Annotated in this window: 20 protein-coding genes, 1 tRNA gene and 2 riboswitches; of the genes, 15 read left to right on the forward strand and 6 right to left on the reverse strand. The window is 68.7% G+C overall.

Annotated features, from left to right (window positions below; genetic code table 11):
* Positions 1-326: 326 nt before the first annotated feature.
* Genes CFB34_RS23365 through CFB34_RS23390 form a run of 6 tightly spaced genes read left to right on the forward strand, consistent with a single transcriptional unit; the run spans position 327 to position 8,459 of the window.
* Positions 327-1,112 carry a class I SAM-dependent methyltransferase gene (locus CFB34_RS23365; protein ID WP_089438964.1) on the forward strand — a complete coding sequence of 262 codons (786 nt, stop codon included), beginning with the start codon at positions 327-329 and terminating at the stop codon, positions 1,110-1,112.
* The gene (locus CFB34_RS23370) at positions 1,109-2,494 is read left to right on the forward strand and encodes an FAD-binding oxidoreductase (RefSeq protein ID WP_089438963.1); all 1,386 of its coding nucleotides are present in this window, start codon (positions 1,109-1,111) and stop codon (positions 2,492-2,494) included. The genes CFB34_RS23365 and CFB34_RS23370 overlap by 4 nt, the downstream gene beginning before the upstream one ends.
* Positions 2,491-3,213 carry a WbqC family protein gene (locus tag CFB34_RS23375; RefSeq protein WP_089438962.1) on the forward strand — a complete coding sequence of 241 codons (723 nt, stop codon included), beginning with the start codon at positions 2,491-2,493 and terminating at the stop codon, positions 3,211-3,213. The genes CFB34_RS23370 and CFB34_RS23375 overlap by 4 nt, the downstream gene beginning before the upstream one ends.
* A 10-nt stretch (positions 3,214-3,223) precedes the next feature.
* A complete protein-coding gene (locus tag CFB34_RS23380) occupies positions 3,224-3,871 on the forward strand; it encodes a class I SAM-dependent methyltransferase (RefSeq protein ID WP_089438961.1) in 648 nt (215 codons plus the stop codon).
* 59 nt (positions 3,872-3,930) lie between these two features.
* Positions 3,931-5,088 carry a dTDP-4-amino-4,6-dideoxygalactose transaminase gene (rffA, locus tag CFB34_RS23385; protein ID WP_089438960.1) on the forward strand — a complete coding sequence of 386 codons (1,158 nt, stop codon included), beginning with the start codon at positions 3,931-3,933 and terminating at the stop codon, positions 5,086-5,088.
* Positions 5,089-5,090: 2 nt separating this feature from the next.
* Positions 5,091-8,459 carry a glycosyltransferase gene (locus CFB34_RS23390; protein ID WP_089438959.1) on the forward strand — a complete coding sequence of 1,123 codons (3,369 nt, stop codon included), beginning with the start codon at positions 5,091-5,093 and terminating at the stop codon, positions 8,457-8,459.
* Positions 8,460-8,476: 17 nt separating this feature from the next.
* On the opposite strand, the gene CFB34_RS23395 is transcribed toward CFB34_RS23390, so the two are convergent.
* The 3 genes from CFB34_RS23395 to CFB34_RS23405 form a co-directional block, all read right to left on the reverse strand.
* Complete coding sequence (locus CFB34_RS23395) at positions 8,477-10,021, reverse strand: TIGR04222 domain-containing membrane protein (protein WP_089438958.1); 1,545 nt, start codon at positions 10,019-10,021, stop codon at positions 8,477-8,479.
* A 154-nt stretch (positions 10,022-10,175) separates the two neighbouring features.
* Positions 10,176-10,505 (reverse strand): helix-turn-helix transcriptional regulator, encoded by a 330-nt coding sequence (locus tag CFB34_RS23400; RefSeq protein ID WP_089438957.1) that lies wholly within the window; start codon positions 10,503-10,505, stop codon positions 10,176-10,178.
* Positions 10,506-10,727: 222 nt separating this feature from the next.
* Positions 10,728-10,803, reverse strand: a tRNA-Arg gene (locus CFB34_RS23405).
* 251 nt (positions 10,804-11,054) lie between these two features.
* On the opposite strand from CFB34_RS23405, the gene CFB34_RS23410 reads away from it, so the two are divergent.
* On the forward strand, positions 11,055-11,945 hold the full coding sequence (locus CFB34_RS23410) for a c-type cytochrome (RefSeq protein ID WP_089438956.1): 891 nt from the start codon (positions 11,055-11,057) through the stop codon (positions 11,943-11,945).
* An 88-nt stretch (positions 11,946-12,033) separates the two neighbouring features.
* Here CFB34_RS23410 and CFB34_RS23415 read toward each other — a convergent pair whose 3' ends face one another.
* On the reverse strand, positions 12,034-14,121 hold the full coding sequence (locus tag CFB34_RS23415; protein ID WP_071335374.1) for a UvrD-helicase domain-containing protein: 2,088 nt from the start codon (positions 14,119-14,121) through the stop codon (positions 12,034-12,036).
* Positions 14,122-14,407: 286 nt separating this feature from the next.
* Here CFB34_RS23415 and CFB34_RS23420 point away from each other — a divergent pair, with 286 nt between their 5' ends.
* The 8 genes from CFB34_RS23420 to CFB34_RS23455 all read left to right on the forward strand — a co-directional run bounded on the left by CFB34_RS23420 (position 14,408) and on the right by CFB34_RS23455 (position 24,700).
* Complete coding sequence (locus tag CFB34_RS23420; RefSeq protein WP_089438955.1) at positions 14,408-15,115, forward strand: SGNH/GDSL hydrolase family protein; 708 nt, start codon at positions 14,408-14,410, stop codon at positions 15,113-15,115.
* A 236-nt stretch (positions 15,116-15,351) separates the two neighbouring features.
* Positions 15,352-16,404 (forward strand): oxidoreductase, encoded by a 1,053-nt coding sequence (locus CFB34_RS23425; protein ID WP_089438954.1) that lies wholly within the window; start codon positions 15,352-15,354, stop codon positions 16,402-16,404.
* 158 nt (positions 16,405-16,562) lie between these two features.
* A complete protein-coding gene (locus tag CFB34_RS23430; protein ID WP_039351336.1) occupies positions 16,563-16,925 on the forward strand; it encodes a hypothetical protein in 363 nt (120 codons plus the stop codon).
* 114 nt (positions 16,926-17,039) lie between these two features.
* Positions 17,040-17,141: riboswitch (glycine riboswitch) on the forward strand.
* 33 nt (positions 17,142-17,174) lie between these two features.
* Positions 17,175-17,308, forward strand: a riboswitch (glycine riboswitch).
* 84 nt (positions 17,309-17,392) lie between these two features.
* Positions 17,393-18,511, forward strand: a complete 1,119-nt coding sequence (gene gcvT, locus CFB34_RS23435; protein WP_089438953.1) for a glycine cleavage system aminomethyltransferase GcvT — start codon at positions 17,393-17,395, stop codon at positions 18,509-18,511.
* Positions 18,512-18,629: 118 nt separating this feature from the next.
* On the forward strand, positions 18,630-19,010 hold the full coding sequence (gene gcvH / locus CFB34_RS23440) for a glycine cleavage system protein GcvH (protein WP_089430428.1): 381 nt from the start codon (positions 18,630-18,632) through the stop codon (positions 19,008-19,010).
* 57 nt (positions 19,011-19,067) lie between these two features.
* The gene (gene gcvP / locus CFB34_RS23445; RefSeq protein WP_089438952.1) at positions 19,068-21,995 is read left to right on the forward strand and encodes an aminomethyl-transferring glycine dehydrogenase; all 2,928 of its coding nucleotides are present in this window, start codon (positions 19,068-19,070) and stop codon (positions 21,993-21,995) included.
* A 150-nt stretch (positions 21,996-22,145) separates the two neighbouring features.
* Entirely contained in the window at positions 22,146-23,282 is a 1,137-nt protein-coding gene (locus tag CFB34_RS23450; protein ID WP_089438951.1) for an alginate lyase family protein, read from the forward strand.
* A gap of 29 nt (positions 23,283-23,311) precedes the next feature.
* On the forward strand, positions 23,312-24,700 hold the full coding sequence (locus CFB34_RS23455; RefSeq protein ID WP_089438950.1) for an L-serine ammonia-lyase: 1,389 nt from the start codon (positions 23,312-23,314) through the stop codon (positions 24,698-24,700).
* A gap of 70 nt (positions 24,701-24,770) precedes the next feature.
* Here CFB34_RS23455 and CFB34_RS23460 read toward each other — a convergent pair whose 3' ends face one another.
* Complete coding sequence (locus tag CFB34_RS23460; protein ID WP_039351354.1) at positions 24,771-25,172, reverse strand: type II toxin-antitoxin system VapC family toxin; 402 nt, start codon at positions 25,170-25,172, stop codon at positions 24,771-24,773.
* Positions 25,172-25,408, reverse strand: a complete 237-nt coding sequence (vapB, locus tag CFB34_RS23465; protein ID WP_089438949.1) for a type II toxin-antitoxin system VapB family antitoxin — start codon at positions 25,406-25,408, stop codon at positions 25,172-25,174. Before vapB ends, CFB34_RS23460 begins: the two co-directional genes overlap by 1 nt.
* Positions 25,409-25,701 lie beyond the last annotated feature (293 nt).

Here is a 25,701-nt window from a genome sequence, read left to right on the forward strand (position 1 = left end):
ACGCACGCACCGACGGTCTCCGACGTGTCCGAATTCTCCCCGCGCACGCCGCGTTCCAATCGGGCGAGCAGGTGCTGGAATTGGTCGCAATTCCCGCGACTGCGAGCCGCACCCGCGGCCGCCCTGAATGCGCGCCGGACACCCGCGAATCCATCGAAATGCGGGGTGAAACCACCCGCTAATCCGACATTCGATCCTGGCGGCGCTCGCTAGACTTGATCGCAGAAAGATGACCGACCTGCGACGCTCGAACGGTTGCGCATTCCGATGCCGCCGCGCCGACGCGCGCTCGTCCGGTCACACCCTTTGTGCCTGGAGCCCTGTGTATGCACGAATCAGCGATCATCACCAACGCAGATGGCGATCAGCTCGCGGCGCGCCGCGAACTGTTCGACCTGATGCAGACCTACCCCGCGACGCGCGAGGAACTGGAACGGTCGCTCGGCCTGTTCGTGCGCGGCTCGCTCCTCGCACGCATGCTCGCGACCTTCGAGATCTATCAAAAAATCGTGCCGCTGCCGGGCGCGATCCTCGATCTCGGCACGTGGCGCGGGCAGACCGCCGTGCTGTGCGAGAACTTCCGCGCGATTCTCGAGCCGCTGAACTTCCAGCGCCGCATCCACGCATTCGATACGTTCACCGGCTACACGGGCTTCGCCGAGCACGACACGCGCGACCGCAAGCTGTTCTCCGACGGCACGTACTCGCTGTCCGGCGAGTACGCCGACCTGCTGCGCAAGCTGCTGAACCTCCACGAGCGCAGCAACGCGATGGGGCACGTGCATGACAAGCACCACGTGTGGGAAGGCGACTGCCGCGACACGCTGGCGGCATTCGGCGAAGCGCATCCCGGCGAGATGGTCGCGCTCGCGTGGTTCGACCTGAACGTGATCGAGCCGACCCGGCACGCGTTCGACGCGGTGATGGAGCGGCTGGTGCCCGGCGGCATCGTCGCGTTCTGGCAGCTCACCCGCGGCGGCCAGCTGCCCGCGGAAGGCATCCATTACCTGCGCGACCTGCTCGGCAACCGTCCGCACCAGATCCACAAGGCGGCGGCATATCCGTCGCTGTGCTACCTGTCATTTCCCGAGGGTGGAGGCACACGCAAATGAAAATCGCGATCCTCGGCAACGGCATTCTCGGCCTGATGACGGCCCGCGCATGGCAGCGGGCGGACCCGGGCGTCGAGCTCGTGATCGTCGGCCACGCGCATCGCCCCGGCTCGGCCACGCGCGCCGCGGCGGCGATGCTCAATTCGTTTACCGAACTGGAAGGCGATTCGCTCGGCACGCCGATCGACCGCTTCAAGTTCGAGCTGAGCCGCGGCGCGACGGCGGCCTGGCCCGCCGTATTCGCCGAAATCTGCACGCCGGCGCGCGCGATCGCGTACGGCTTCGGCACCTTCGTGCTGAACAACGCGGCGACCGACGCGCTCGACGACGAGAACTTCGCGGCCATGCAGCGGTTCTGTCGCGAATTCGAGGAGCCCTGCGAGGCAGTCGATCCGTCAGGGATCCCGAACTATCATCCGGACCCGCGCTATCGCGCGCTGAAGGCGGTCTTCCTGAAACGCGAAGGCTGGGTCAATCCGAAACAGTTTCTCGACGCGCTGACCGAGTCGGTCGCGCAAGCCGGCAACGTGCGCTTCATCGACGCCGAGGTCGAGCGGCTCGACACCGCGGCCGGACGCGTCACCGGGGCGCGCCTGTCCGATGGCAGCGTGCTCGGCGCGGACCGCTTCATCCTCTGCAACGGCGCCAACGTGACGCGCGTGCTGCAGGCGAGCCTGCCCGAGCTGCCGGTGCAGCGGATGTTCTACGGCATCGGCATGTCGATCGAACTGCAGAGCGCGGAGAACGTACACACGCACTGCGTGCGCACCACCAACCGCGGCCTCGCGTGCGGCGTGTATTCGGCGCCGCACGGGCCCGACCGGACCCTCGTCGGCGCCAGCAACTACATCAGCCCGGTGCCGCACGACCACGGCCACGCCGGCAGCGCGTACACGCTGCTGAAGTCCGCGATGGACCAGATCAACACCCGCTTCTCGCGCGCGAACCTGCTCAACGTCAACGTCGGCTGGCGGCCGACGACGTCCGACCTGTATCCGCTGTTCGGCGAAACCAGCGTGCGCGACCTTTGGATTCTCGGCGGCACCAAGCGTGACGGCTTCCACCTGTCGCCGGTGCTGTGCCGCGATCTCGTCGCGGCGATGCGCGGCGAGCCGATCGATCCGCGCTACGCGGAACTCGCGCCCGAACGCAAGCTGATCCGCAACATGACGCGCGAGGCCGCGATCGCGAAGACGGTACGCCATCAGATCAACGCCGCGTACCAGCACGACTTCGTGCCGGCGCGCAACCGCATGGTCGAACAGCTTCAGAACGCGATCCGTACGGATCTCGAGGCGCTGCACGACAAGCTGGGCGCGACGGACTGGGGCATTCCGCCCGAGCTCGTCGACATGTACCGGTACGGCCACATTCCGGCATGAGCGGTGCGACCATGAACCGCGACGCGAAGCGGGTGGCGATCGTCCAGTCCAACTACATTCCGTGGAAGGGCTACTTCGACCTGATCGCCGCCAGCGACGAGTTCATCCTCTACGACGACGCGCAGTACACGCGCCGCGACTGGCGCAACCGCAACCAGATCAAGACGCCGCAGGGCGTGCAATGGCTGAGCGTGCCGGTGAAGGTGAAGGGCAAGTATCACCAGTCGATCCGCGAAACCGAGATCGACGGCGCCGACTGGGCGCCGCTGCACTGGAAGGCCCTGCAGCAGAACTACGCGCGCGCGCCGCACTTCGCCCGCTATGCGGACGAGCTCGAAGCGCTCTACACCGGCCGCACCTACGGGATGCTGAGCGAGCTGAATGTCGCGATGCTGACGTGGATCCTCCGGCAACTGGAGATCGGCACGCGTGTGTCGTCGACGTCGGACTACGCGCTGCACGGCGACCGCACCGAGAAGCTGCTGAACCTGTGCGTGCAGGCGGGCGCGACCGAGTACCTGTCCGGCCCGGCCGCGCGCAGCTACCTCGACGAGAACCTGTTCGCCGATGCCGGCGTCGCGGTGCGCTGGTTCGACTATCCGACCTATCCCGAGTATCCGCAGCAGTGGGGCGACTTCGTCCACGGCGTGACGGTGCTCGACGTGCTGTTCAACTGCGGTCCCGAAGCGCGCCGGTACGCGCTGACCTCGAAAGACTGAGGCGATGCCCATGAGCGAATCCCCGCATGCGAGCCTGCTGGAAGAAGTGGCCGCGTACTACAGCGCGCGGCTGGCGGAGCACGGCGCGACCGCGCGCGGCGTCGACTGGAACGGCGAAGCCGGCCAGTTCCTGCGCTTCGAACAACTGACGAAGATCCTGCCTGCGTCCGGCGGCCATTCGGTGAACGACATCGGCTGCGGCTACGGCGCGCTGGTCGATTTCCTGAAGGCGCGCGCGCTGCCGGACGGCTTCGCGTATGCGGGCTACGACATCTCGTCCGACATGGTCGACGCCGCGCGGCAGCGCTACCGCGACGACGCGAACGTCGCGTTTCATGTCGGCGCGGTGCCGCAGGCCGCGTCGGACTACGGGATCGCATCCGGCATCTTCAACGTCAGGCGCGGTCACGGCGACGACGCGTGGCTCGACTACATCCACGCGACGCTCGACACGCTGCACGCGACGAGCCGACTGGGCTTCTCGTTCAACTGCCTGACGTCGTATTCCGATCCGCCGTTCATGCGCCCGGACCTCCTGTACTACGCGGACCCGTGCGCGCTGTTCGATCGCTGCAAGCGCCGCTATTCGCGCCACGTCGCGCTGCTGCACGACTACGGCCTGTACGAATTCACGATTCTCGTCCGCAAGGACATTTGAGCGGCGCCGCGCGCGAGCCGCGCGGCCGGACGTCCCACCCCTTGATGCGGAGCCTGACCATGTTCGGCCCACCCAATCTCGACTGCATTCCGTTCGGCCGCCCGTTCGTGGTCGGCAAGGAGCTCTACTACATCGCGAAAGCGGTCGAGCAGGGCGGCCTCGCCGGCGACCAGGCGTTCACGAAGCTCTGCCACCGCTGGCTCGAAGCGCGCATCGGCTGCCAGCGCGCGCTGCTCACGCACTCGTGCACGGCCGCGCTCGAGATGGCCGCGATCCTCGCCGACGTGCAGCCCGGCGACGAAGTGATCATGCCGTCCTACACGTTCGTGTCGACCGCCAACGCGTTCGTGCTGCGCGGCGCGACGCCGGTGTTCGTCGACATCCGCCGCGACACGCTGAATCTCGACGAGACGCAGATCGCCGCCGCGATCACCCGGCGCACGCGCGCGATCGTGCCGGTGCACTATGCGGGCGTCGCCTGCGACATGGACGTGATCGGGCAGCTCGCGGCCGACCACGACCTGTGGGTGATCGAGGACGCCGCCCAGGCGCTGCAGTCGACGTGGAACGGCAAGCCGCTCGGCAGCCTCGGCCACCTCGCGTGCCTCAGCTTCCACGAGACCAAGAACGTGATCTCGGGCGAAGGCGGCGCGCTGCTGGTCAACGACCCGCGCCTCGTCGAGCGCGCGGAGATCATCCGCGAGAAGGGCACCAACCGCAGTCAGTTCTTCCGCGGGCAGGTCGACAAGTACACCTGGGTCGACGTCGGCTCGTCGTTCCTGCCGGGCGAGCTGATCGCGGCATTCCTGTACGCGCAGTTCGAGCACGCGGACGTGATCACCGCGCAGCGGCGCGCGACCGTGCAGCGCTACCAGGACGCGCTGCAGCCGCTGCACGCGGACGGGCTGCTCGAGCTGCCCGCGATTTCGCTCGCCGAGCGCGGCAACGGCCACATGTTCTATTTCCTCGCACGCGACCTCGCCGAACGCACCGCGCTGCTGCAGCAGATCCGCGCGGTGGGCGTGAACGCGGTGTTCCACTACGTGCCGCTGCACAGTTCGCCGGCCGGCCAGCGCTACGGGCGCTGCGGGTCCGGCATGGCGGTGACGGACCTCGTCGCCGACCGGCTCGTCCGGCTACCGCTGTACCACGACATGACCGAAGCCGAACAGGATCGCATCCTCGACGTGGTCTTCGATTTCTACCGCACCCGATAACGATGACGACTCCCACACCTGGCGTGGCGCACAGCGGTTCGCGCATCTTTACGCGACTCGACCACCCGTACTACATACTCGCGCCGAATTTCCGGCAAACCTCCGGCGGGATCCGCGCGATGCACTACCTGTGCCACGTGCTGAACCAGCTCGGCCACGAAGCGTACGTCTGCACGGCGGTCGTGCATCCCGAGCTGCGCACGCCGCCGCTGACCAACGACATCGCACGGATGCATGCCCGCGCGAACCGCAGCCCGATCGTCGTCTACCCGGACGTCGTCACCGGCAACCCGCTCAACGCGCGCTGCGTCGTGCGCTACCTGCTGGCCGAGCCCGGCCGCATCAACGGCGAACCGATCGCGCTGCAGCCGGACGACCTCGTCTTCACGTTCGGGCCGTCGCTCGTGCCCGAAGAATGGCAGGCGGACCTGCTGCGCATGCCGCTGGTCGACACGCGCATCTTCAACAGCGACGGTGTCGACGACGCCCGCCGCAACGGCACGGCCGTCTTCATCAATCGCCACCTGCGGCGCGGCGGCACGCTGCATCCCGTCACCGCCGAGTCGATCGAAATCTCGACCCGCGTGCCGGAACGTTCGGCGCACGAACTCGCGGCGCTGTTCCGACAGGTCGAGTGCTTGTACACGTACGAATGGTCCACCGCCGTGTTCGAAGCGCTGCTGTGCGGCTGCCCGGTCGTGTGCATCATGAACGACGCGTCGCTGTCGGAGCCGACGCGGTGGGTGATGGACGGCAAGGGCATCGCGTGGGGGCTCGACGAACACGAGATCGCCCACGCGAAGGCCACCGTTCACGAAGCGCGCAGCGTCTACCTGAAGGAAGAGGAGACGTTCTGGCAGCAGTTGCAGCACTTCGTCGAGCGGACCCAGGCGCACGCGGACACGCTGGATGCGCAGGCCGTCGCGACGGGCGCTGCCGCCCAGGGACAGCCCGCGTCCACATCGCCTTCTTGCATCGCGGTCGTCACCGCCGAACCGGCCGATCACGCGCGCACCGGCCTGCGCTTCGCGCAGCCGTTCGCGCGGCTGGACCGCGAATGGGCACTGACGTTCCCGGTCACGCCAGCCGGCATCGATCCCGACGCGCTGCAGCGCGCGAACCTGATCGTGCTGCAGGGCGACACGCCGGGCCTGCTGTCCGCCGCCACCCTGGAACACCTGTTCTCGCTCGGCAAGCCGGTCGTCCTCGACATCGACGTGCCGCTCGACACGCTGCTCGCCGACCTCCCCGGCGCGGCCGACAACGCGCGCCGCAAGGCAGGCATCCGCAGCGCCGTGCAGCGTGCACATGCGATCGTCGTGCCGTCGGAAGCGCTGGTGCGGGAGTACCGTCATGTCAACGCCTCGGTGCACGCGCTGCCGACCGGCGTCGATCTCGAGCGTCTGCACCGCGCGGCGCCCGGCATGCGCGACCACGTGAATCTCGCGGTTTCCGGCACCGGGCTCGACGGCGCGGGTCTCGAGCAGGTCCGCCACGCGCTGGCCGAGCTCCGCCGGCGGTTTCCGGGGAAGCTCCGGGTGTCGTTCGTCGGCGCGGCGCTGCCGGCCGGCTGGGACCGCGAACCGGACGTCACGCTGATCGCGGAGCCTGCCCCTTACGGTAGCTACGCCGACGCGCTGAAGCGCGCGGACCTCGACATCGCGCTGGTCGCGGCGCCGGTCACGTTGCACGACGATGCGCCGCCGCGCGCATGGCTCGAATGCTCGGCGGCCGGCGCGGCCACGGTGCTCGTCGCCACGCCGGCGCAAGGCGGCCCGGTTGTCCACGGCAGCACGGCCTGGATCGTCGCCGACACCGCCGACGCGTGGATCGACGCGATCGCGCACCTGATCGAGCATCCGCCCACCCGCGCGCAACTCGCCGCGGCCGCGCAGGATGCGATCCGCGCGCAGCACGACATCGGCCGCAACGCCGCCCGCCACGGTGCGCTGTACGCGCGGCTGCTGGCGGAGAACCGGACGCTGGCGCCCGTCGCCGCGACTGCCGACGCCGCACCGCGCCGCAAGCGCCTGATCGTGTATTCGATCGATCCGGACGCATCCGCGTCGTCGCGAATTCGCCTCACGCTGCCGTTCGGTTTGCTGAACGACGAATGGGAACTCGTCCCGGGCATCCGGGACGGCCAGATCGACAGCAGCGTGCTGGCCACGGCCGACGCCATCCTGCTGCACCGGCTGACGCCCGGCATGCTGACGGGCAACGACCTGTACACGATCTTCAAGCATGAAAAGCCGGTGATCTACGAGACCGACGACCTGCTGACCGAGCTGCCGGCCACGCATCCGCTCGCCGCGCAAGGCGGGATGGCCCGCGCGGGGATCGAGCTCGTGCTGCGCAACGCGGACGCCGTGATCGTATCCACACCGTTCATCGCCAGCCGCTACCGGCTGTCGCACCCGCGTGTTCACGTGCTGCCCGACAGCGTGGACTTCGACCGGTTCTACCGGCCCGTGACGGCGCGCGGCGACGACTGCGTGACGATCGGCATCGCCGGCGCGTCGCTGCGCGCCGACAACTTCGCGCTCGTCGACGCAGCGCTGCACGCGATCTGCGCGCGCCATCCCGGCAAGGTCAGGGTGAGTTTCGTCGGCGCGGACGTCCCGCCGGGCTGGGCCGGCCACCCGGCCGCCGGGTGCGAGCCCGAGCTTCACGACTACGACATGCACGCGCAACGCCTGCCGGAACGGCGCTGGGACATCGCGCTGCTGCCGCTCGTCGACCACGACTACAACGCCGGCACGAGCACGATCCAGTGGCAGGAATACGCGGCGGCCGGCATCGCCTCGATCGTCAGCGACCGGCCGGCCTATCGCTTCGCGCTGCACGACGGCTGCGACGGCCTGCTGGTCCCGGATGCGCCGCAGGCGTGGGTCGACGCGCTCGAACGGCTGATCGCGAACCCGGCGCTGCGCCGCGGACTCGCGCGCACGGCGCAGGCGAAGGTCCGCAAGCATCACGCGCTGCAGCAGGCGCTGCCGCGCTATCGCCATGTGTATCAGCAGTGCATCGACAAAGGCGCGATCGGCAACCCGCCCGGCCGCCCCGATGCGCCGATCCCCGGCGCGCTGATCCTGGACGCCGACGGCGACCTCGACAAGGTCCGGCTGAGCCTGCAGGACATCGCACGGCGGCCGGAGCAGGATCTGCTGGCGGTCGTGGTGACCTCGTCGCAGGCGCCGCTGCCCGAATGGACCGACAAGGTGCGCTACCTGCACGCGCCCGCGCACGAGTACGCGGCCACCGTCGAGCAGGTCTGCGCACTGCCGGCGTTCGACTGGACGCTGATCGTCGAGGCGGGCGACGGGCATGCCGCGCAGGCACGCACGCCCGCCGATGCCGAGATCGCGTAGCTCGGCGCGCGCTGTGCTCAGTTGCTCGAACAGCCGCCGCAACTGCTCGAGCTGCATGAGCTCGACGAACTGCACGAACTCGAACTGCTGCTGTCTCCGGCGCCCGAGTCGAACGAACCGCTCGACCCGCCGGTATTCACGGCAACGGGCGGCGGCGCCATCAGCACTTTCGAATGCGCGGCCCACACGGTACCGGCGAGCGCGCCGGCGCCGAACAGCGCGGCCGTCCACAAGAGCCCGTCCGGCGTCGCGCGGTCGCTCCGGCGTTGGTCGCGGTGCGCATTGAGCGCCGCCTCGCCGCCGCGCGTCATGCCGGCGCACCCGACGCCGGGCAGGCGGCCGACCATGAAGTGGTACGCGACCATGAACGCCGCCATGACAATCATCAGCAGCAGCACGGGCCGGCCGCGGCTCAGGCCGACCGCGAGCTTCGCCGCGCCCGCGCCGAACACGAGCAGCAGGATCGCGCGCGCGGCCATCCGCGTCGCCCGCATCTCGCCCGGCGCCCAGAGCCAGCCTTTGCGCTGCAACGCTGCGGCGCAGTCGGCTTCGCGCCACGCGAGACGCTGACGAAACGCGTGGCAGCTCGTCTCGCCGCCGGGTTGCCGCCTCAGCCATTCCCAGTCGGCGCCATACGCGCCTGCGTGTAGCGGATCGCCGATCCGCACCCGCGCGTCGTGGCCCTTGCTCATCCGCAGCTCGATCGCACCGGCATGCGCGAGCGACAGCATCGCGACCTGCGCCATCCGCGCACCGCCGCCCGCGAGATACGCCGCTTCCTCCGCGCTCAGGTCGGGCGCCGATTCGGGGGCGCGCGTTCCCCACGCACGGCGGCGGTATTCGATCCACTGCAGGCCGGCGATCAGCAGCAGCGCGGCGACGCAGAGCGGCACGTAGAACAACCCGAGAAAGTCCGGACCCGAGAAGTCCAGCACATTGAAATCGCTCGCGCTCGCGCAGGTCGCCGCGACGCTGATCGCCGCCGTCGGCCACGCGAACTTCGCGATGCGTCGCCAGCGTCGCGGGCGCGCGGCGGGCTCGCTCGACGGGCCGTCGCGCAGTTCGGCGCGCTGCACCGGGGCGTCGGCAGGCTGGGCCTCGGCGACGGGGCGCGGCCAGATCGCTTCGGGCGGCTCGCAACCGAACAGCCTGCGGTAGCTGTCGAGCGTCTGCCGGTACTGCCGCGCGTACTGCGCGGCCTCGTCGGGCGCGCCCGCGCCCGGCACGTGATGCAGCGGCTCGCGCAGCACGTCCGCGCAGAACACGTCCCAGTATTCGCGGGTGTATTGGAGGTGCAGGTGCCAGGCGGCGTCGACGGCGTGCGACGGCGTGACCGGGTGTCCGGCCGCCTGCGCGAGGAACGCGAAGCGCTTGTATTCGTCGATCACGGCCAGCGCATGCGCATGCGACCAGCCTTCGGCTTCGGCCAGGCGCCGGCTGTACGGCAGCGGCGCGGTCGGATCGTCGGAGGAATAGGCGTGCAGACGCGCGAGCAGTGCCTGCTGCGCATCGGTCAGCGCGCGGGCATCGACTGCGGTCGAGGTAGACAGGATGGCAGCCATCGAGAGTCGGCGCGATGCGCGGACGGCCGCCGCGATCGTCGCTTGGAGTGGTCGTTGCGGGGGATTCTCGCACAACGACGAGGCAACACGACACCAGCGCGGCGGCTGCGGCCGGGGGCGCTCGGCATGCCCGGCGCGCTCGCCGGCCCGTGCGTCAGAAGTCGAGCTGCGCCAGCGTGATGCCCAGCGCTGCCGCGATCTTCCGGCGCAGCGGCTTGCGCAGCTTCTCGCGCTTCTCGCGTTTTGCGTAGTCCGAGCGACTGATGCCGAGCCGCTGCGCGACCTCGGCCCGCGTCAGCCCGAGATATTCGCGCCACGCACGCGCGGGCGAACTGCCGTCGAACACGGCGCGCGTCACGACTTCGTGCGGTATCGGAGCGGGCGTGACCCGCTGCTTCGCGACATAGTCGGCGTACGGAATCACGACGAAGGCCGGTGTGCCGTCCGGCCCGTTGATGAACTGAACGGGGAGTGATTTGCTCATGCGGTGATCGTCGCCCGCGGTGCGACGCGGCTATTTGTCGTTTCGGTCGACACTTTCAACCAGTGTTTTCAGATGGGTTTCGCGCACGTCGAACCGGACCGGCGAACGACTGAGCCGGATCGGATGCGCATGCGATCGAACACCGCTAACCGGCCGGGATATTACTGCAAACGGGAAAACGACGAAGCGATGAAACCGCAGAGTGCCTGAACAGGCATGTTTTGGCGCGCCCGGCTGGGATCGAACCAGCAACCCCTGCCTTCGGAGGGCAGTACTCTATCCATTGAGCTACGGGCGCCTGTGACAGTGAAGCGACCCCAATATACAGGCCGCCCACGATTGGCAAGACGGCAAGGATACCCGGTTTCCCATGACGCGTCCACCTTGCCCGACGAATCCCCGCCGGGCCGGGCCGCGTGCGGGTAAACACGCGCCATCGCACCGCTCGCCGTGATGTAAACGTTCCGTCTATAATCGACCGGGCTTCATTGGACTGCCATTTGCCGTTGCACCGCGCTCACAATTCCTATTCACGGAGACGAGGCAAGCATGAGCGAAGCACCCCACGAATCTCCCGTCAAAACCCCCGGGCAGCTGATTGCCGTCATCATCGCGTCGTTCGCGATTCCGATCATCCTGATCGTCCTGTTCGCCAACTATGCGAACCATGCGTTCCGTTCCGGCGCCGGCACGGACGCGCTATCCGACGAACAGGTCGCCGCACGTGTCGCCCCGCTCGCGAAGGTCGACGTGAAGGACGCCAACGCGCCCCGCACGTTCAAGACCGGCGAGGAAGTCTACAAGGCCGTCTGCGTGACCTGCCACGGCACGGGCGCCGCCGGCGCGCCGAAATTCGGCAACAAGGACGACTGGGCGCCGCGCATCTCGCAAGGCTTCGACACGCTGCTGAAGACGGCGCTGGCCGGCAAGGGCGCGATGCCGCCGCGCGGCGGCACGAGCCCTGACGACGTCAGCGACTATGAAATCGCCCGTGCGATCGTCTACATGGCGAACAACGACGGCGCGAACTTCCCCGAACCGGCCGCGCCGGCCGCCAACGCGGCGCAACTGGCCAGCGGCGCCGCAGCCGCGTCGGGCACGGCGGACGCCGCCAGCGCGCAAATCGCCGCGGCCCAGGCTGCGATCGCCGCGATCCCGAAGGCCGGCGAAGCGCCTGCGGCAGCAGCCGCTCCGGCCGGCGCCGACGCCGGCAAGGCGCTGTACACGTCGACCTGCCAGGCCTGCCACGCGGCGGGCGTGCTCGGCGCGCCGAAGTTCGGCAGCAAGGAAGACTGGGCGCCGCGCCTGAAGGACTCGATGGATACGGTCTACAACTACGCGCTGCACGGCAAGGGCGCGATGCCGCCGAAGGGCGGGTCGAACGCGTCGGACGCCGACGTGAAGGCCGCCGTCGACTACATGGTCAACGCGTCGAAGTGACCCCACCCGGCCGTCAGTAAAAAGCCCCCGCGATGCACACGCGTCGCGGGGGTTTTGTTTTGCTGGCGCTCAGCCGGAACGCCCGGCGTCACTTCTGCAGCAACGCCTTCAGGCTCGCGAGCCGGTCCTTCGGCGACATCGGCGCCTCCTCCGGCGTCGGCGGCGGCGCGTCGTCGAGCCCCATCTCCGGGATGAAGCGCGACGGTTCGCACACGACCGTCTCGCGCGCCCGCTTGCGCTTCTTGCACCAGTTCAGGTGCAGGCTGCGCTGCGCGCGCGTGATCGCGACGTACATCAGCCGGCGCTCCTCCTCGATCCGCTCGTTGTCGATCGGGCCGTCGTCCTCGGAGCCGCCGCGGTGCGGCATGATGCCTTCCTCGACGCCGACCAGGAACACGTGCGGATACTCGAGCCCCTTCGACGCGTGGACCGTCGACAACCGCACCGCATCCGGATCCTCGTCCTTGCCCTCGAGCATCGACATCAGCGCGACGGTCTGGATCAGGCCGAGCAGGTTCTTGCCGGTATCGGCGAGCCCGTCCGCGTTGTGAAAACCTTCCGCCTCGCCGTCGACCGCTTCCGTCTCGGGCTTGGTGCCCTTGCGCTTCAGCCATTCGAGGAATTCGAGCACGTTCTGCCACTTCGACTGCGCCTGCCGTTCGTCGAACGCGTCGTACAGGTACGCCTCGTAGTGGATCGCCTCCATCATGTCGTCGAGCACGGCGGTGGCGGGATCCTTGTCCGCACGCTCGGTCAGGCGCTGGATGAAGTCGCAGAACATCCGCAGCGGCTCGACCTGGCGCGCGGACAGCCGCGCCTCGATCCCGCCCATGTACACGGCCTCGAACAGCGACACCTTCGCCTGGCCCGCGAACGAGCCGAGCGCTTCGAGCGTCGTGTTGCCGATCCCGCGGCGCGGCGTGGTGACCGCGCGGATGAATGCAGGATCGTCGTCGGCGTTCGCGATCAGCCGCAGGTACGCGCACAGATCCTTGATCTCGGCCTTGTCGAAGAACGACTGGCCGCCCGACAGCACGTACGGAATCCGCTCGCGGCGCAGCACCTGCTCGAAGATCCGCGCCTGGAAGTTGCCGCGATACAGGATCGCGTAGTCGCGAAACTGCGCGCGACGCTCGAACTTGTGCGCGGACAGCCGGAACACGACCGATTCGGCTTCATGCTCCTCGTCGTTGCACGGCGTGACGGTGATCGAATCGCCCATCCCGTGCTCGGACCACAGCTTCTTCTCGAACAGCTTCGGGTTGTTCGCGATCACGTTGTTCGCGGCGGTGAGGATGCGCACCGTCGACCGGTAGTTCTGCTCGAGCTTGATCACGTGCAGCTTCGGGAAATCCTTGCCGAGCTGCGCGAGGTTCTCGAGCGTCGCGCCGCGCCAGCCGTAGATCGCCTGGTCGTCGTCGCCCACCGCCGTGAACGCCGCGCGCGGGCCGGCGAGCAGCTTCAGCAGCTCGTACTGGCACGCGTTGGTGTCCTGGTACTCGTCGATCAGCAGGTAGCGCAGCTTGTTCTGCCAGCGGTCGCGCACCTGTTCGTTCTTCGCGAACAGTTCGGCCGGCAGGCGGATCAGGTCGTCGAAGTCGACCGCCTGGTACGCATGCAGCGTCGCGACGTAGTTGCGGTAGACCAGCGCGGCCTGGTGCTCGTCCTCGTTGGCCGCGATCGTCATCGCCTCGTCGGGCATGATCAGGCCGTTCTTCCACAGCGAGATGGTGCTCTGGATCTTGCGGATCAGGCCCTTGTCGGTCGTGCCGATCTGCTCCTGGATCATTCCGAAGCAGTCGTCCGAATCCATGATCGAGAACTGCGGCTTCAGGCCGACGTGCTCGGCCTCCTGGCGCAGGATCTGCACGCCCAGCGAGTGGAAGGTGCAGACGGTGAGCTGGTTGACGGGCACCTTGCGGCCTTCCTTGCCGGGCGTGGTGAGCGTCTTGCCCTCGAGCAGCTTCGACACGCGCTCGCGCATTTCGGCGGCCGCCTTGTTCGTGAACGTGACGGCGGCAATGTGGCGCGGCTCGAAGCCTTTCGCTTCGATCAGGTGCGCGATCTTCTGCGTGATCACGCGGGTCTTGCCGCTGCCCGCGCCGGCGAGCACGAGACAGGGACCGTCGAGGTAGCGCACCGCTTCGTTCTGGGCGGGATTCAGGCCTGCGGACATGATGACGGATGGTGTTGCGGTTGACGGCGGAACGCCGGGAGGATGCCGTGCGCGGCGGGCTGGCGAAGCAGGCGGACACGCGGGCAGGACGCGCATGTTAACACGTCGGCGGCGCGCTTTTCGGGAGCGCCGCCGCGCGGGGCTGCGCGGGCCGACCGGCCGGCCGCCCCCTGTCCGTTCGGCCAATCCGGCCCCGTTCGCGCACCGATCGGCCACAATACGTCCACCCCGGCGCCGCCCCGCGCCGGCCCGTTTGCCTCACTTGCACCACCACCGGATCGACATCATGGGATACCCGTTCGCCACCGCCGCCCTCGGCCCGCTGCTGTTCGCGCAGGGGCGCCACGTGCGCCGCGTCACGCCGCGGCTGCCCGAGGCGGCCGGCCCGCGCGACGGCGTGGCGGGCGACGGCCCGCCGCTGCGCGTGCTGGTGGTCGGCGATTCGGCCGCCGCGGGCGTCGGCGTCGCGACGCAGCGCGACGCGCTGTCCGGGCAACTGGCGAGCGCGCTCGCGGCCACCCATCGCGTGAGCTGGAAGCTGCTCGCGCGCACCGGCCTGACCACGCGGGAGCTGGTCGACTGGCTCGCCGCCGAGCCGGCCGAGCCGTTCGACGTGGCCGTCACGTCGCTCGGCGTCAACGACGTGACGGGCGGCGTGCCGCCGGCTCGCTGGCAGGCGCAGCAGGCCGAGCTCGTCCGGCTGCTCGCCGCGCGCTTCCGGGTCGGGCACGCGATCCTGTCGGCGGTGCCGCCGATGGAGCGCTTTCCGGCGCTGCCGCAGCCGCTCGCGTGGTATCTCGGGCTGCGAGCAAAGCGGCTCAACACGGCGCTCGCCGGGTGGGCCGCCACGCAGCCGCACTGCACGTTCCTGCGCGTCGAGCTGCCGCTCGAGCGCCACCTGATGGCCGCCGACGGCTTCCACCCCGGCGCAACGGCCTGCGCGGTGTGGGCGGCGCAGGTCGCCGCCGCCGTGCGGCAGCGGGCAACCCTATGACGCCGGGCGGCGCCCCTGCGGCAGCCGTTCATTGCACGGGCGCAGGCGGGCAAACCCCGCTCACGCGGCCACCCGGCCTGCGCAAATGCCGGCTTGCCTTGCGCAAGCGCCGCATCGCATCGCGCATTTCGCCTGAACGCGCCGGTGCAAGCGGCGGCGCCATGCCAAAATAGCCGGTCGTCTACGCGCCGTCCCGGCGCGCCATCCTTTAGTTTCCTTCGCAGCCAGGAATTGCCATGTCGTCATTGCTCAGGATTGGTTTGATGGGTTTCGGTTTCGCCGGCGCGACGTTCCACGCGCCCGTGATCGCCACGAGCGGCCGCACTGAAGTCGCCGCGATCGCGACGGGTCAGCCCGATCGCGCGCAGGCGGCGTATCCGGGCGCGCGCGTCGTCCCCGATCTCGACACGCTGCTCGGCCTCGACGACATCGAGTGCGTGGTGATCGCCACGCCGAATGACACGCACTTCGCGCTCGCGCGCCAGGTGCTCGAAGCAGGCCGCCACGTGGTCGTCGACAAGCCCGTGACGCTCACCGCCGACGAGGCGCTCGCGCTCGCGCGGCTCGCGAACGCACGCAGCCGGCTGTTCGCGCCGTTCCACAACCGCCGCTGGGACGGCGACTTCCTCACCGTGCGCGACATCGTCAAGTCGGGCGAGCTCGGCCGCATCACCCGTTTCGAGTCGCACTTCGACCGCTTCCGCCCGACGCCGCGCACGCGCTGGCGCGAGGAGCCGGCTCGCGGCGGCGGCCTGCTGCTCGACCTCGGCCCGCACCTGATCGACCAGGCGCTCGCGTTGTTCGGCCTGCCGGAAACGGTGAGCGCGACCGTCAAGACGCGCCGCGACAACGGCACGGCGCCCGATTTCGTGCACCTGCAGCTCGGCTATCCGGACAAGGACGTCGCGCTGCATGCGAGCGCGCTGTCGGCGATCGAACCCGCGCGCTTCACGCTGCACGGCACGCGCGGCAGCTACCAGAAGTTCGGGCTCGACACGCAGGAAGACCAGCTCAAGGCCGGCCTCACCGCCGACGATGTCGAATTCGGCGGCGGCAACCCGCCCGGCCTGCTGCGCGTGCTCGACGGCGAAGTCGAGGTCGAGCGCCCGGTGCCGACGCTCGATGGCCAGTACGCGGAGTTCTACCGCGCGCTCGCCGCGTCGATCCGCGACGGCGCGCCGTTCCCCGTCACCGCGCAGGACGCCGTCGACGTGATGACGATCATCGAGCTCGCCGCGCAGAGCGAGCACGACGGCCGCCGGCTGCCGTTCGTGCGCCGCACGATCTGACACCGCGCGCCGGCCGGTCGCGGCCGGCCGGCGCCGGTGCACCGGGATCAGCCGGAACATTCGGTTACAAATGCCGGGGGAACGAAAGTCAGCGGCAGACTGGTCTGATGCGTTTCTCAAAAAAGTCGATCCGACACCAATCCGTCAGGAGAATGTTGATGCAACGGTTGATTCGCGCAGCAGTGTGCTGCGCCCTGGTTTCCTCGCTTGCGGCCTGTATCGTGCAGCCGCAGCAGCCGGTCCGCCCGGCGCCCCCGCCGCGGCCCAATCCGCAGGTCGTCGCGAACGAGCGGATGCAGCAGATCCAGGGCCGGATCGACAACCTGCACCGCCGCATCGATGCGCGCGTGAACGGCGGCTACTACCCGCCGCCGTACGGCGCGCAGCTGCATCATCGCCTCGACGTGATCCGCCAGGAATCGAACGACATGTCCGCGCAACACAGCGGCGGCCTGTCCGGCGACGAGCAGCGCGTGCTGAACCAGGAACTCGACACGGCCGCGCGCGCGATCGGCGAGTAACGCACCGGCGCCCGCCGGAGCGTAAAAAAGCGGCGGCACCGGTTGCCGCCGCTTGTCGCGAAGCGACATTCTTTTGCTCAAATTGACAAGGCCCACCCGCTCGCGTACAGTCGCCCGCACGCGTCGGGAGAGCGTGTGACCGGGCTGTTTCAGCCGGTTGCGCCGCCGAAGGGGCACACCCGCAAACTCTCAGGCAAAAGGACCGACCGCGTCGGGGAATCCCGTCCGCGCATTGCGCGGGCCACACTCTCCCCGCACTCTGGAGAGCGGCAGTAGCCCGCAGCGCATCCGCTGCGCGGGCAAGCTGCCCACCGAAGGGGCGCGCGTTCGCCAGGCCTGGCCGGCAACGCAATCTCTCAGGTATCGAGGACAGAGGGGCATGTACCGGATCGCTCGCAGGCCATCGGCCGCGGTGGTCGGCACATGGCCGTTCTGATCCGCGCGCAAGCGCCTTGCCTGAGGCCTCGATGACTGCACTGAATCACACCCCGCTCAACGCCGCGCACCGCGCGCTCAATGCCCGCATGGTCGACTTCGGCGGCTGGGACATGCCCGTCAACTACGGCTCGCAGATCGAAGAACATGAAGCCGTGCGCACCGACGCCGGCATGTTCGACGTGTCGCACATGTGCGTCGTCGATTTCACCGGCAGCCGCGTGCGCGCGTTCTTCGAGCATGCGATCGCGAACAACGTCGGCAAGCTCAAGACGCCCGGCAAGGCTCTCTACTCGTGCCTGCTCAATCCGCAGGGCGGCGTCATCGACGACCTGATCGTCTACTACTTCACCGAAGAATTCTTCCGCGTCGTCGTCAACGCCGGCACGGCCGAGAAAGACATCGCGTGGTTCAACCAGCTGAACGAGCAAGGCGGCTTCGGCGTCACGATCGCGCCGCGCCGCGATTTCGCGATCATCGCCGTTCAAGGCCCGAACGCCCGCGAAAAAGCCTGGGCGACGGTGCCCGCCGCGCGTGCCGCCACCAGCGAACTGAAACCGTTCAACGCCGCGCAGGTCGCCGGCACGCCGTTCGGCGATCTCACCGTCGCGCGCACCGGCTACACCGGTGAAGACGGTTTCGAAGTGATCGTCCCGGCCGTGCACGTCGAAGCGCTGTGGAACGCGCTGCAGCAAAACGGCGTGCGCCCGTGCGGGCTCGGCGCGCGCGACACGCTGCGCCTCGAGGCCGGCATGAACCTGTACGGCCAGGACATGGACGACACCGTGTCGCCGCTCGACGCGGGCCTCGCGTGGACGGTCGATCTCTCCGCGCCGCGCGACTTCGTCGGCCGCGCCGCACTGGAAGCCAACGGCACCCGCGCCGCGTTCGTCGGCCTGATCCTGCAGAAGGAAAACGGCAAGGCAGGCGGCGTGCTGCGCGCGCACCAGAAAGTCGTCACGCCGCACGGCGAAGGCGAGATCACGAGCGGCACGTTCTCGCCGTCGATGCAGGAATCGATCGCGTTCGCGCGCGTGCCGGCGGCCGTCCAGATCGGCGACCTGGTCCAGGTGCAAATTCGAGACAAGAATCTTCCCGCGCGCGTGGTAAAACTGCCGTTCGTGCGCAACGGCAAGGTCCTCGCTGCGTAACGGCCGGGAGGCCCGCCTCCCGGGAAGCCGGGAGATGGCGCCCGGCGCAACACCACACCCGGCGCGCCCCGGCGGCGCGCCAGCATAACGAACACACCCTTTTATCCAGGAGCATCCGATGAGCAACGTCCCGGCCGATCTGAAATACACCGACGAACACGAGTGGATCCGCACCGAGGCGGACGGCACGCTGACGGTCGGCATCACCGATCACGCGCAGAGCACGCTCGGCGACATCGTCTTCCTCGAACTGCCGCAAGTCGGCAAGTCGGTGACGGCGGGCGACGCCGTCGGCGTCGTCGAATCGGTGAAGGCCGCATCCGACATCTACTCCCCGGTGTCCGGCGAGGTCGTCGCGATCAACGAAGATGCCGCCAATTCGCCGGAAGAAGTGAACAGCGACGCGTACGGCGTGTGGCTGTTCAAGATCAAGCTCGCGGCCGGCGCGTCGACCGACAAGCTGATCGACGCTGACGCATACAGCAAGCTGATCGACTAATTTCCCTACCCGATCCGCGCGGCGCCGGCTCGGCGCGCGCGGAACCAGAGTCACGCCATGAAGCTCGAACACCCGGACCGCCTGATGAACCGCACGCCCCTCTCGCTCGCCGCGCTCGAAACGCACGACGCGTTCGCCGAACGCCACATCGGCCCCGACGCCGCCAGCCAGCAGGCCATGCTCGACACGCTCGGCTTCCCGACGCGCGCCGCCCTGATCGACGCCGTGATCCCGGCCTCGATCCGCCGCGCCGAAACGCTGCCGCTCGGCCCGTTCGCGCAGCCGAAGAGCGAAGCCGAAGCCCTCGCCGCGCTGCGGGTTCTCGCGGACAAGAACCAGGTGTTCCGCTCGTATATCGGTCAGGGTTACCACGACACGCACACGCCGGCCGTGATCCTGCGCAACGTGCTCGAAAACCCGGCGTGGTACACGGCCTACACGCCGTACCAGCCCGAAATTTCCCAGGGTCGCCTCGAGGCGCTCCTGAACTTCCAGCAGATGGTTGCCGACCTCACCGGCCTCGCGATCTCGAACGCGTCGCTGCTCGACGAAGCCACCGCCGCCGCCGAAGCGATGACGCTGCTGCAGCGCACCGGCAAGCCGACGTCGAACGTGTTCTACGTCGCCGACGACGTGCTGCCGCAAACGCTCGAAGTGATCCGCACGCGCGCGCTGCCGGTCGGCATCGAGGTCAAGACCGGCCCGGCCGCCGACGCCGCGCAAGCGAATGCATTCGGCGTGCTGCTGCAGTACCCGGGCGTGAACGGCGACGTGCGCGACTACCGCGCGCTCACCGAAGCGATCCACGCGGCCGGCGGCCACGTGGTCGTCGCGGCCGACCTGCTCGCGCTGACCGTGCTCACGCCGCCGGGCGACTGGGGCGCGGACGTCGCGATCGGCAACACGCAGCGCTTCGGCGTGCCGATGGGCTTCGGCGGCCCGCACGCCGCGTATCTCGCGGTGCGTGACGAATTCAAGCGCCAGATGCCGGGCCGCCTCGTCGGCGTGACGGTCGACGCGCAGGGCAAGCCCGCGCTGCGCCTCGCGCTGCAGACGCGCGAACAGCACATCCGCCGCGAGAAGGCGACGTCGAACGTGTGTACCGCGCAGGCACTGCTCGCGATCATGGCCAGCATGTACGCGGTCTACCACGGCCCGCACGGCCTGAAGACGATCGCGCTGCGCGTGAACCGCATCGCGGCGCTGCTCGCCGCCGGCGTGAAGCAGCTCGGCTTCGCGACCGTCAACGACACGTTCTTCGACACGCTGACGATCGACACCGGCGCGCGCACCGCGCAGGTTCACGAATTCGCGAAGGCGAAGCGCATCAACCTGCGGCGCGTGAGCGACACGCAAGTCGGCGTATCGGTCGACGAAACGACGACGCGCGACGACCTCGCCGATCTCCTCGCCGTGTTCGCGCAGGCCGCGGGCGGCACCGCGCCGGCCGTCGACGCGCTGGATGCGGGCCTCGCCGGCGTCCCCGCGCTGCCGGCCGGCCTCGAGCGCACGAGCGCGTACCTGACGCACCACGTGTTCAACCGCCACCATTCCGAAACCGAAATGCTGCGCTACCTGCGCAGCCTGTCGGACAAGGATCTCGCGCTCGACCGCTCGATGATCCCGCTCGGCTCGTGCACGATGAAGCTGAACGCGACGTCGGAAATGCTGCCCGTCACGTGGCCCGAATTCGGCCGCATCCACCCGTTCGCGCCGGCCGAGCAGACCGTCGGCTACCGCGAGATGATCGACCAGCTCGAGCAGATGCTCGTCGCGGCCACCGGCTACGCAGCCGTGTCGCTGCAGCCGAACGCCGGCTCGCAGGGCGAGTACGCGGGCCTGCTGATCATCCACGCTTACCACGCGTCGCGCGGCGAAGCCCATCGCGACGTGTGCCTGATCCCGGCGTCGGCGCACGGCACAAACCCGGCATCCGCGCACATGGCCGGCATGAAGGTCGTGGTCGTCGCCTGCGACGCGCAGGGCAACGTCGACATCGCCGACCTGAAGGCGAAGGCCGAGCAGCACGCGAAGGACCTCGCGGCAATCATGATCACGTATCCGTCGACGCACGGCGTGTTCGAGCAGAACGTCCGCGAGATCTGCGAGATCGTCCATGCGCACGGCGGCCAGGTGTACGTCGACGGCGCGAACATGAACGCGATGGTCGGCCTGACCGCGCCGGGCCAGTTCGGCGGCGACGTGTCGCACCTGAACCTGCACAAGACCTTCTGCATCCCGCACGGCGGCGGCGGCCCGGGCGTCGGCCCGGTCGCGGTCGGCGCGCACCTCGCAAAGTTCCTGCCGAACCAGCGTTCGACCGGCTACACGCGTGAAGAAGACGGCATCGGCGCGGTGTCGGCCGCGCCGTACGGCTCGGCGTCGATCCTGCCGATCTCGTGGATGTACATCGCGATGATGGGCGCGAAGAACCTGACCGCCGCGACGGAAACCGCGATCCTCAACGCGAACTACATCGCGAAGCGCCTCGCGCCGCACTACCCGGTGCTGTATTCGGGCCCGGGCGGGCTGGTCGCGCACGAGTGCATTCTCGACCTGCGTCCGATCAAGGAATCGAGCGGCATCACCGTCGACGACGTCGCGAAGCGCCTGATGGACTATGGCTTCCACGCACCGACGATGAGCTTCCCGGTGCCGGGCACGCTGATGGTCGAGCCGACCGAATCGGAGTCGCAGGAAGAACTCGACCGCTTCATCGCCGCGATGATCGCGATCCGCGAAGAAATCCGCGCCGTCGAGGAAGGCCGCGCCGACCGCGAGGACAACCCGCTGCGTCACGCACCGCACACGGCGGCCGTCGTCACCGCGAACGAATGGCCGCACGCGTACTCGCGCGAGCAGGCTGCGTACCCGGTCGCGTCGCTGGGCACGAACAAGTACTGGCCGCCGGTCGGCCGCGCGGACAACGTCTACGGCGACCGCAACCTGTTCTGCTCGTGCGTGCCGATGTCGGACTACGCATAACGCGCGCCAGCCCAGGAGCCGCCCGATGGTGACCGCACCGCACGCAACCCGGAGTTGCGTGCGGTTTTTTGTTCGCCGCTCGAACCGGTTCACGTTCGTCCGCCAATCCGGCTAACATCACACGCGATCCAGCCAATGAAGGAGTTCCGCATGGTGCGTCCGATGTTTCCGGGCCATGGTGCAATGCAAGCGCGGCCGCGCGCGCGCCGCGTCGTGCCGATGCTCGTCGCGTCGCTGTCGTTTGCCGCCGCCGGTCTCGGCGCGTCCGGCAGCGCGCGCGCGGCGATGAATTTCTGCGCGGCGCCGGCACTGCAGGCGAGCGAGACGACACAGGCCGAGCCGGGCATCCAGGCGCTGATCCGCAGCGTCGACGCGCGCATCGGCGAGCAGCCGAAGGCGATGGCGCGCGTGCACACCGAGGGCACGCTGCCGCACGAAGGCATCTACGACCAGAGTGCCGCCGCGCTGAAGGATCTCGACCTGATGCGCGATGCCGCGCTCGCGTGGCGCGTGACGAACGCGCCGCGCTACCTGCAGCTCGTCGACCGCTTCCTGTCCGCGTGGGTCGCGACCTACCAGCCGAGCTTCAACCCGATCGACGAGACGCGTTTCGAAAGCCTGATCGTCGCGTACGACATGACCGCGAGCGCGCTGCCGGTGAAGACCCGCAACGCGACGGCCGCGTTCATCGCGAAGCTCGGCGCCGGCTACGTCGCGCAGATCGACGCGCAGAAGCGTCCGCTCACGGGCACCTGGCGCAACAACTGGCAGAGCCACCGGATCAAGCTGATCGCGCTGTCCGCGTTCACGCTCGGCGACCGCAAGATGATGAACGCCGCGCAGCGGCTGTTCGTCGAGCATCTCGCCGACAACATCGGCCCGGACGGCAAGACCTGGGATTTCGAGGAACGCGATGCGCTGCATTACGCGGTCTACGACCTGCAGCCGCTGGTGACGGCCGCGCTCGCCGCGCGCCGCTTCAACCGCAACTGGCTGCGCGAACGGGGCGCGAACGGCGCGACGCTCGCGGCCGCGCTCGACTGGCTCGTGCCGTACGCGCTCGGCGAAAAAACCCACGAGGAATTCGTGAATTCGCCGGTGCCGTTCGACGCGAAGCGCCGCGAGGCCGGCCTGCCGGGCTACACGGGGCAGTGGGACCCGAAAAACGCCACCGAACTCTTTCATCTGGCTGCGCGGCTCGACGGGCGCTATGCCCGCGTCGCGCAGCAGCTTTCCCCAACGCCGCCCGCATGGCTCGCCGCGTGCCTGCCATTGCAGGCGCGCTAGCACATTCTTAAAGCAAGGCAGGAATCACTATGGCAGTCAGCGTCTTCGACCTTTTCAAGATCGGCATCGGCCCGTCCAGTTCGCATACGGTCGGGCCGATGCGCGCGGCGCTGATGTTCGTCCAGGGACTCGAGCGTGACGGGCAACTCGCGGCGACGGCCCACGTGAAGGTCGAGCTGTACGGCTCGCTCGGCGCGACCGGCAAGGGCCACGGCACCGATCGCGGCGTGATGCTCGGCCTGCTCGGCGACGCGCCCGACACCGTCGATCCCGACACGATCGACGCGCGGCTGGAAGACATCCGCAAATCGAAGCAGCTCGCGCTGCTCGGCACGCATCCGGTGCCGTTCGTGCTGAAGGAGAACATCGCGTTCTACCGTCAGGCGCTGCCCGAGCACCCGAACGGGATGAAACTGCGCGCGTCCGACGCGAGCGGCAACGTGCTGGTCGAGCGCACCTACCTGTCGGTCGGCGGCGGCTTCGTCGTGACGGCCGGCGCACCGAACACGAAGGTGCTGAGCGCGGCCGAGCAGATGACCCACCCGTTCCGCACCGGCGCCGAGCTGCTCGCGCTGACCGAGTCGACCGGCAAGTCGATCGCGCAGCTGATGTGGGAAAACGAGCGCGCATGGCACACCGAGGAAGAGACGCGCGACGGCCTGCTGAAGATCTGGGCCGTGATGCAGTCGTGCGTGTCGCGCGGCTGCGGGATCGGCAACCCGGAAGCAGACGGCAACCTGCCCGGCCCGTTCCAGGTCAAGCGCCGCGCGCCGCAGCTGTACCGCACGCTGACGGGCAGCCCCGAGCGCGCGCTGCAGGATCCGCTGTCGATGATCGACTGGATCAACCTGTACGCGATCGCGGTCAACGAGGAAAACGCAGCCGGCGGCCGCGTCGTCACCGCGCCGACCAACGGCGCGGCCGGCATCATCCCGGCCGTGCTGCACTACTACACGCGCTTCACGCCCGGGGCGAACGAACAGGGCGTGATCGACTTCCTGCTGACGGCCGCCGCGATCGGCATTCTCTACAAGCTCAACGCGTCGATTTCGGGCGCGGAAGTCGGCTGCCAGGGTGAAGTGGGCGTCGCGTGCTCGATGGCGGCCGGCGCGCTCGCGGCCGTGCTCGGCGGCACGCCGCGGCAGGTCGAGAACGCGGCCGAGATCGGGATGGAACACAACCTCGGCCTCACCTGCGACCCGGTCGGCGGGATGGTGCAGATCCCGTGCATCGAGCGTAATGCGATGGCGTCGGTGAAGGCGGTCAACGCGGCGCGCATGGCGCTGCGCGGCGACGGCTCGCACTACGTGTCGCTCGACTCGGTGATCAAGACGATGCGCGAGACGGGCGCCGACATGAAGACGAAGTACAAGGAAACGTCGCGCGGCGGGCTGGCGGTGAATATCGTCGAGTGCTGATGCTGGATCCGGGCGTCATGCGGGACAATCCGACGTCTCGCATGACCCTCGGGCGCCCTGCGTGCCCTGATCAATCGTCCAGCCAGTTCTCCAGCCGCAATCCCGGATAGCTCACAAAATCCCGCTCGTTGTTGGTCACGAGTACGACATCGAGCGACACCGCATGGGCGGCGATCAGCTTGTCGAGGTGATCCTTCTTCCGCTCCCGGGTTGCCTCGCGAACCGGACCATACGCTTGCGCCGCCGCGACGTCGAACGGCGCGACCGGAATGTCGTCGATCAGCGCGGCAAGATTGCCGCGCTCCCGCGCAGGGCTCGCGCACGCCGCGACGCCGTACTCGAGCTCGGCGTACGTGATCGCCGACATCACGACGTCCCCCGTGTAGCACTGCGCAAACCGCCTCGCAACCTGCTCCGGCTGATTCTTCATCAGGTAGATGCACATGTTGGTGTCGAGCATGTAGCGCGGCATCACCAACCCTCGCGTTCGGCCTGCTCGTGGTCGCCGCGCCCTTCGGCCATGAAATCCGGCCCGAATTTCGCGAATTTCTCGAGGACGCGGGTCAACGGCCGCCGCGCCGGCCGAATGCGGATTTCGTCGCCGATGCGCTCGATTTCCAGTTCGATATCACTGCGTTCATAGGCAAGGTCGGCAGGAATTCGCACGGCCTGCGAGTTGCCGTTCCGAAATACCCTCGTCGTATGCATGTCGCCCCCAAGATCCGGATGTACTGTGGATGTACAGTATATCCGCTTGGCCGACGATGTAAATCCATGTGTGTACATCAGCGCTTACCTCGGTATCGATTCGGACGCGAACGCCGGCACGCCGCTCTTTTCTTCGCGGACGCGGCCCCTTCCGTAACCCCACGCCGAGCGGGCCGGCGAGACATTCGTAGCGTTCAATTCTTCTGCGTTGGGGCGGCACGCACAAGCTGGCCGTTCGGCCGAAACCGCGTTGCATGCCCCGCATCCCTACGTGTTCCGACACTATTCAGGGG

The organism is Burkholderia sp. HI4860 (assembly GCF_002223045.2).
GTDB lineage: Bacteria > Pseudomonadota > Gammaproteobacteria > Burkholderiales > Burkholderiaceae > Burkholderia.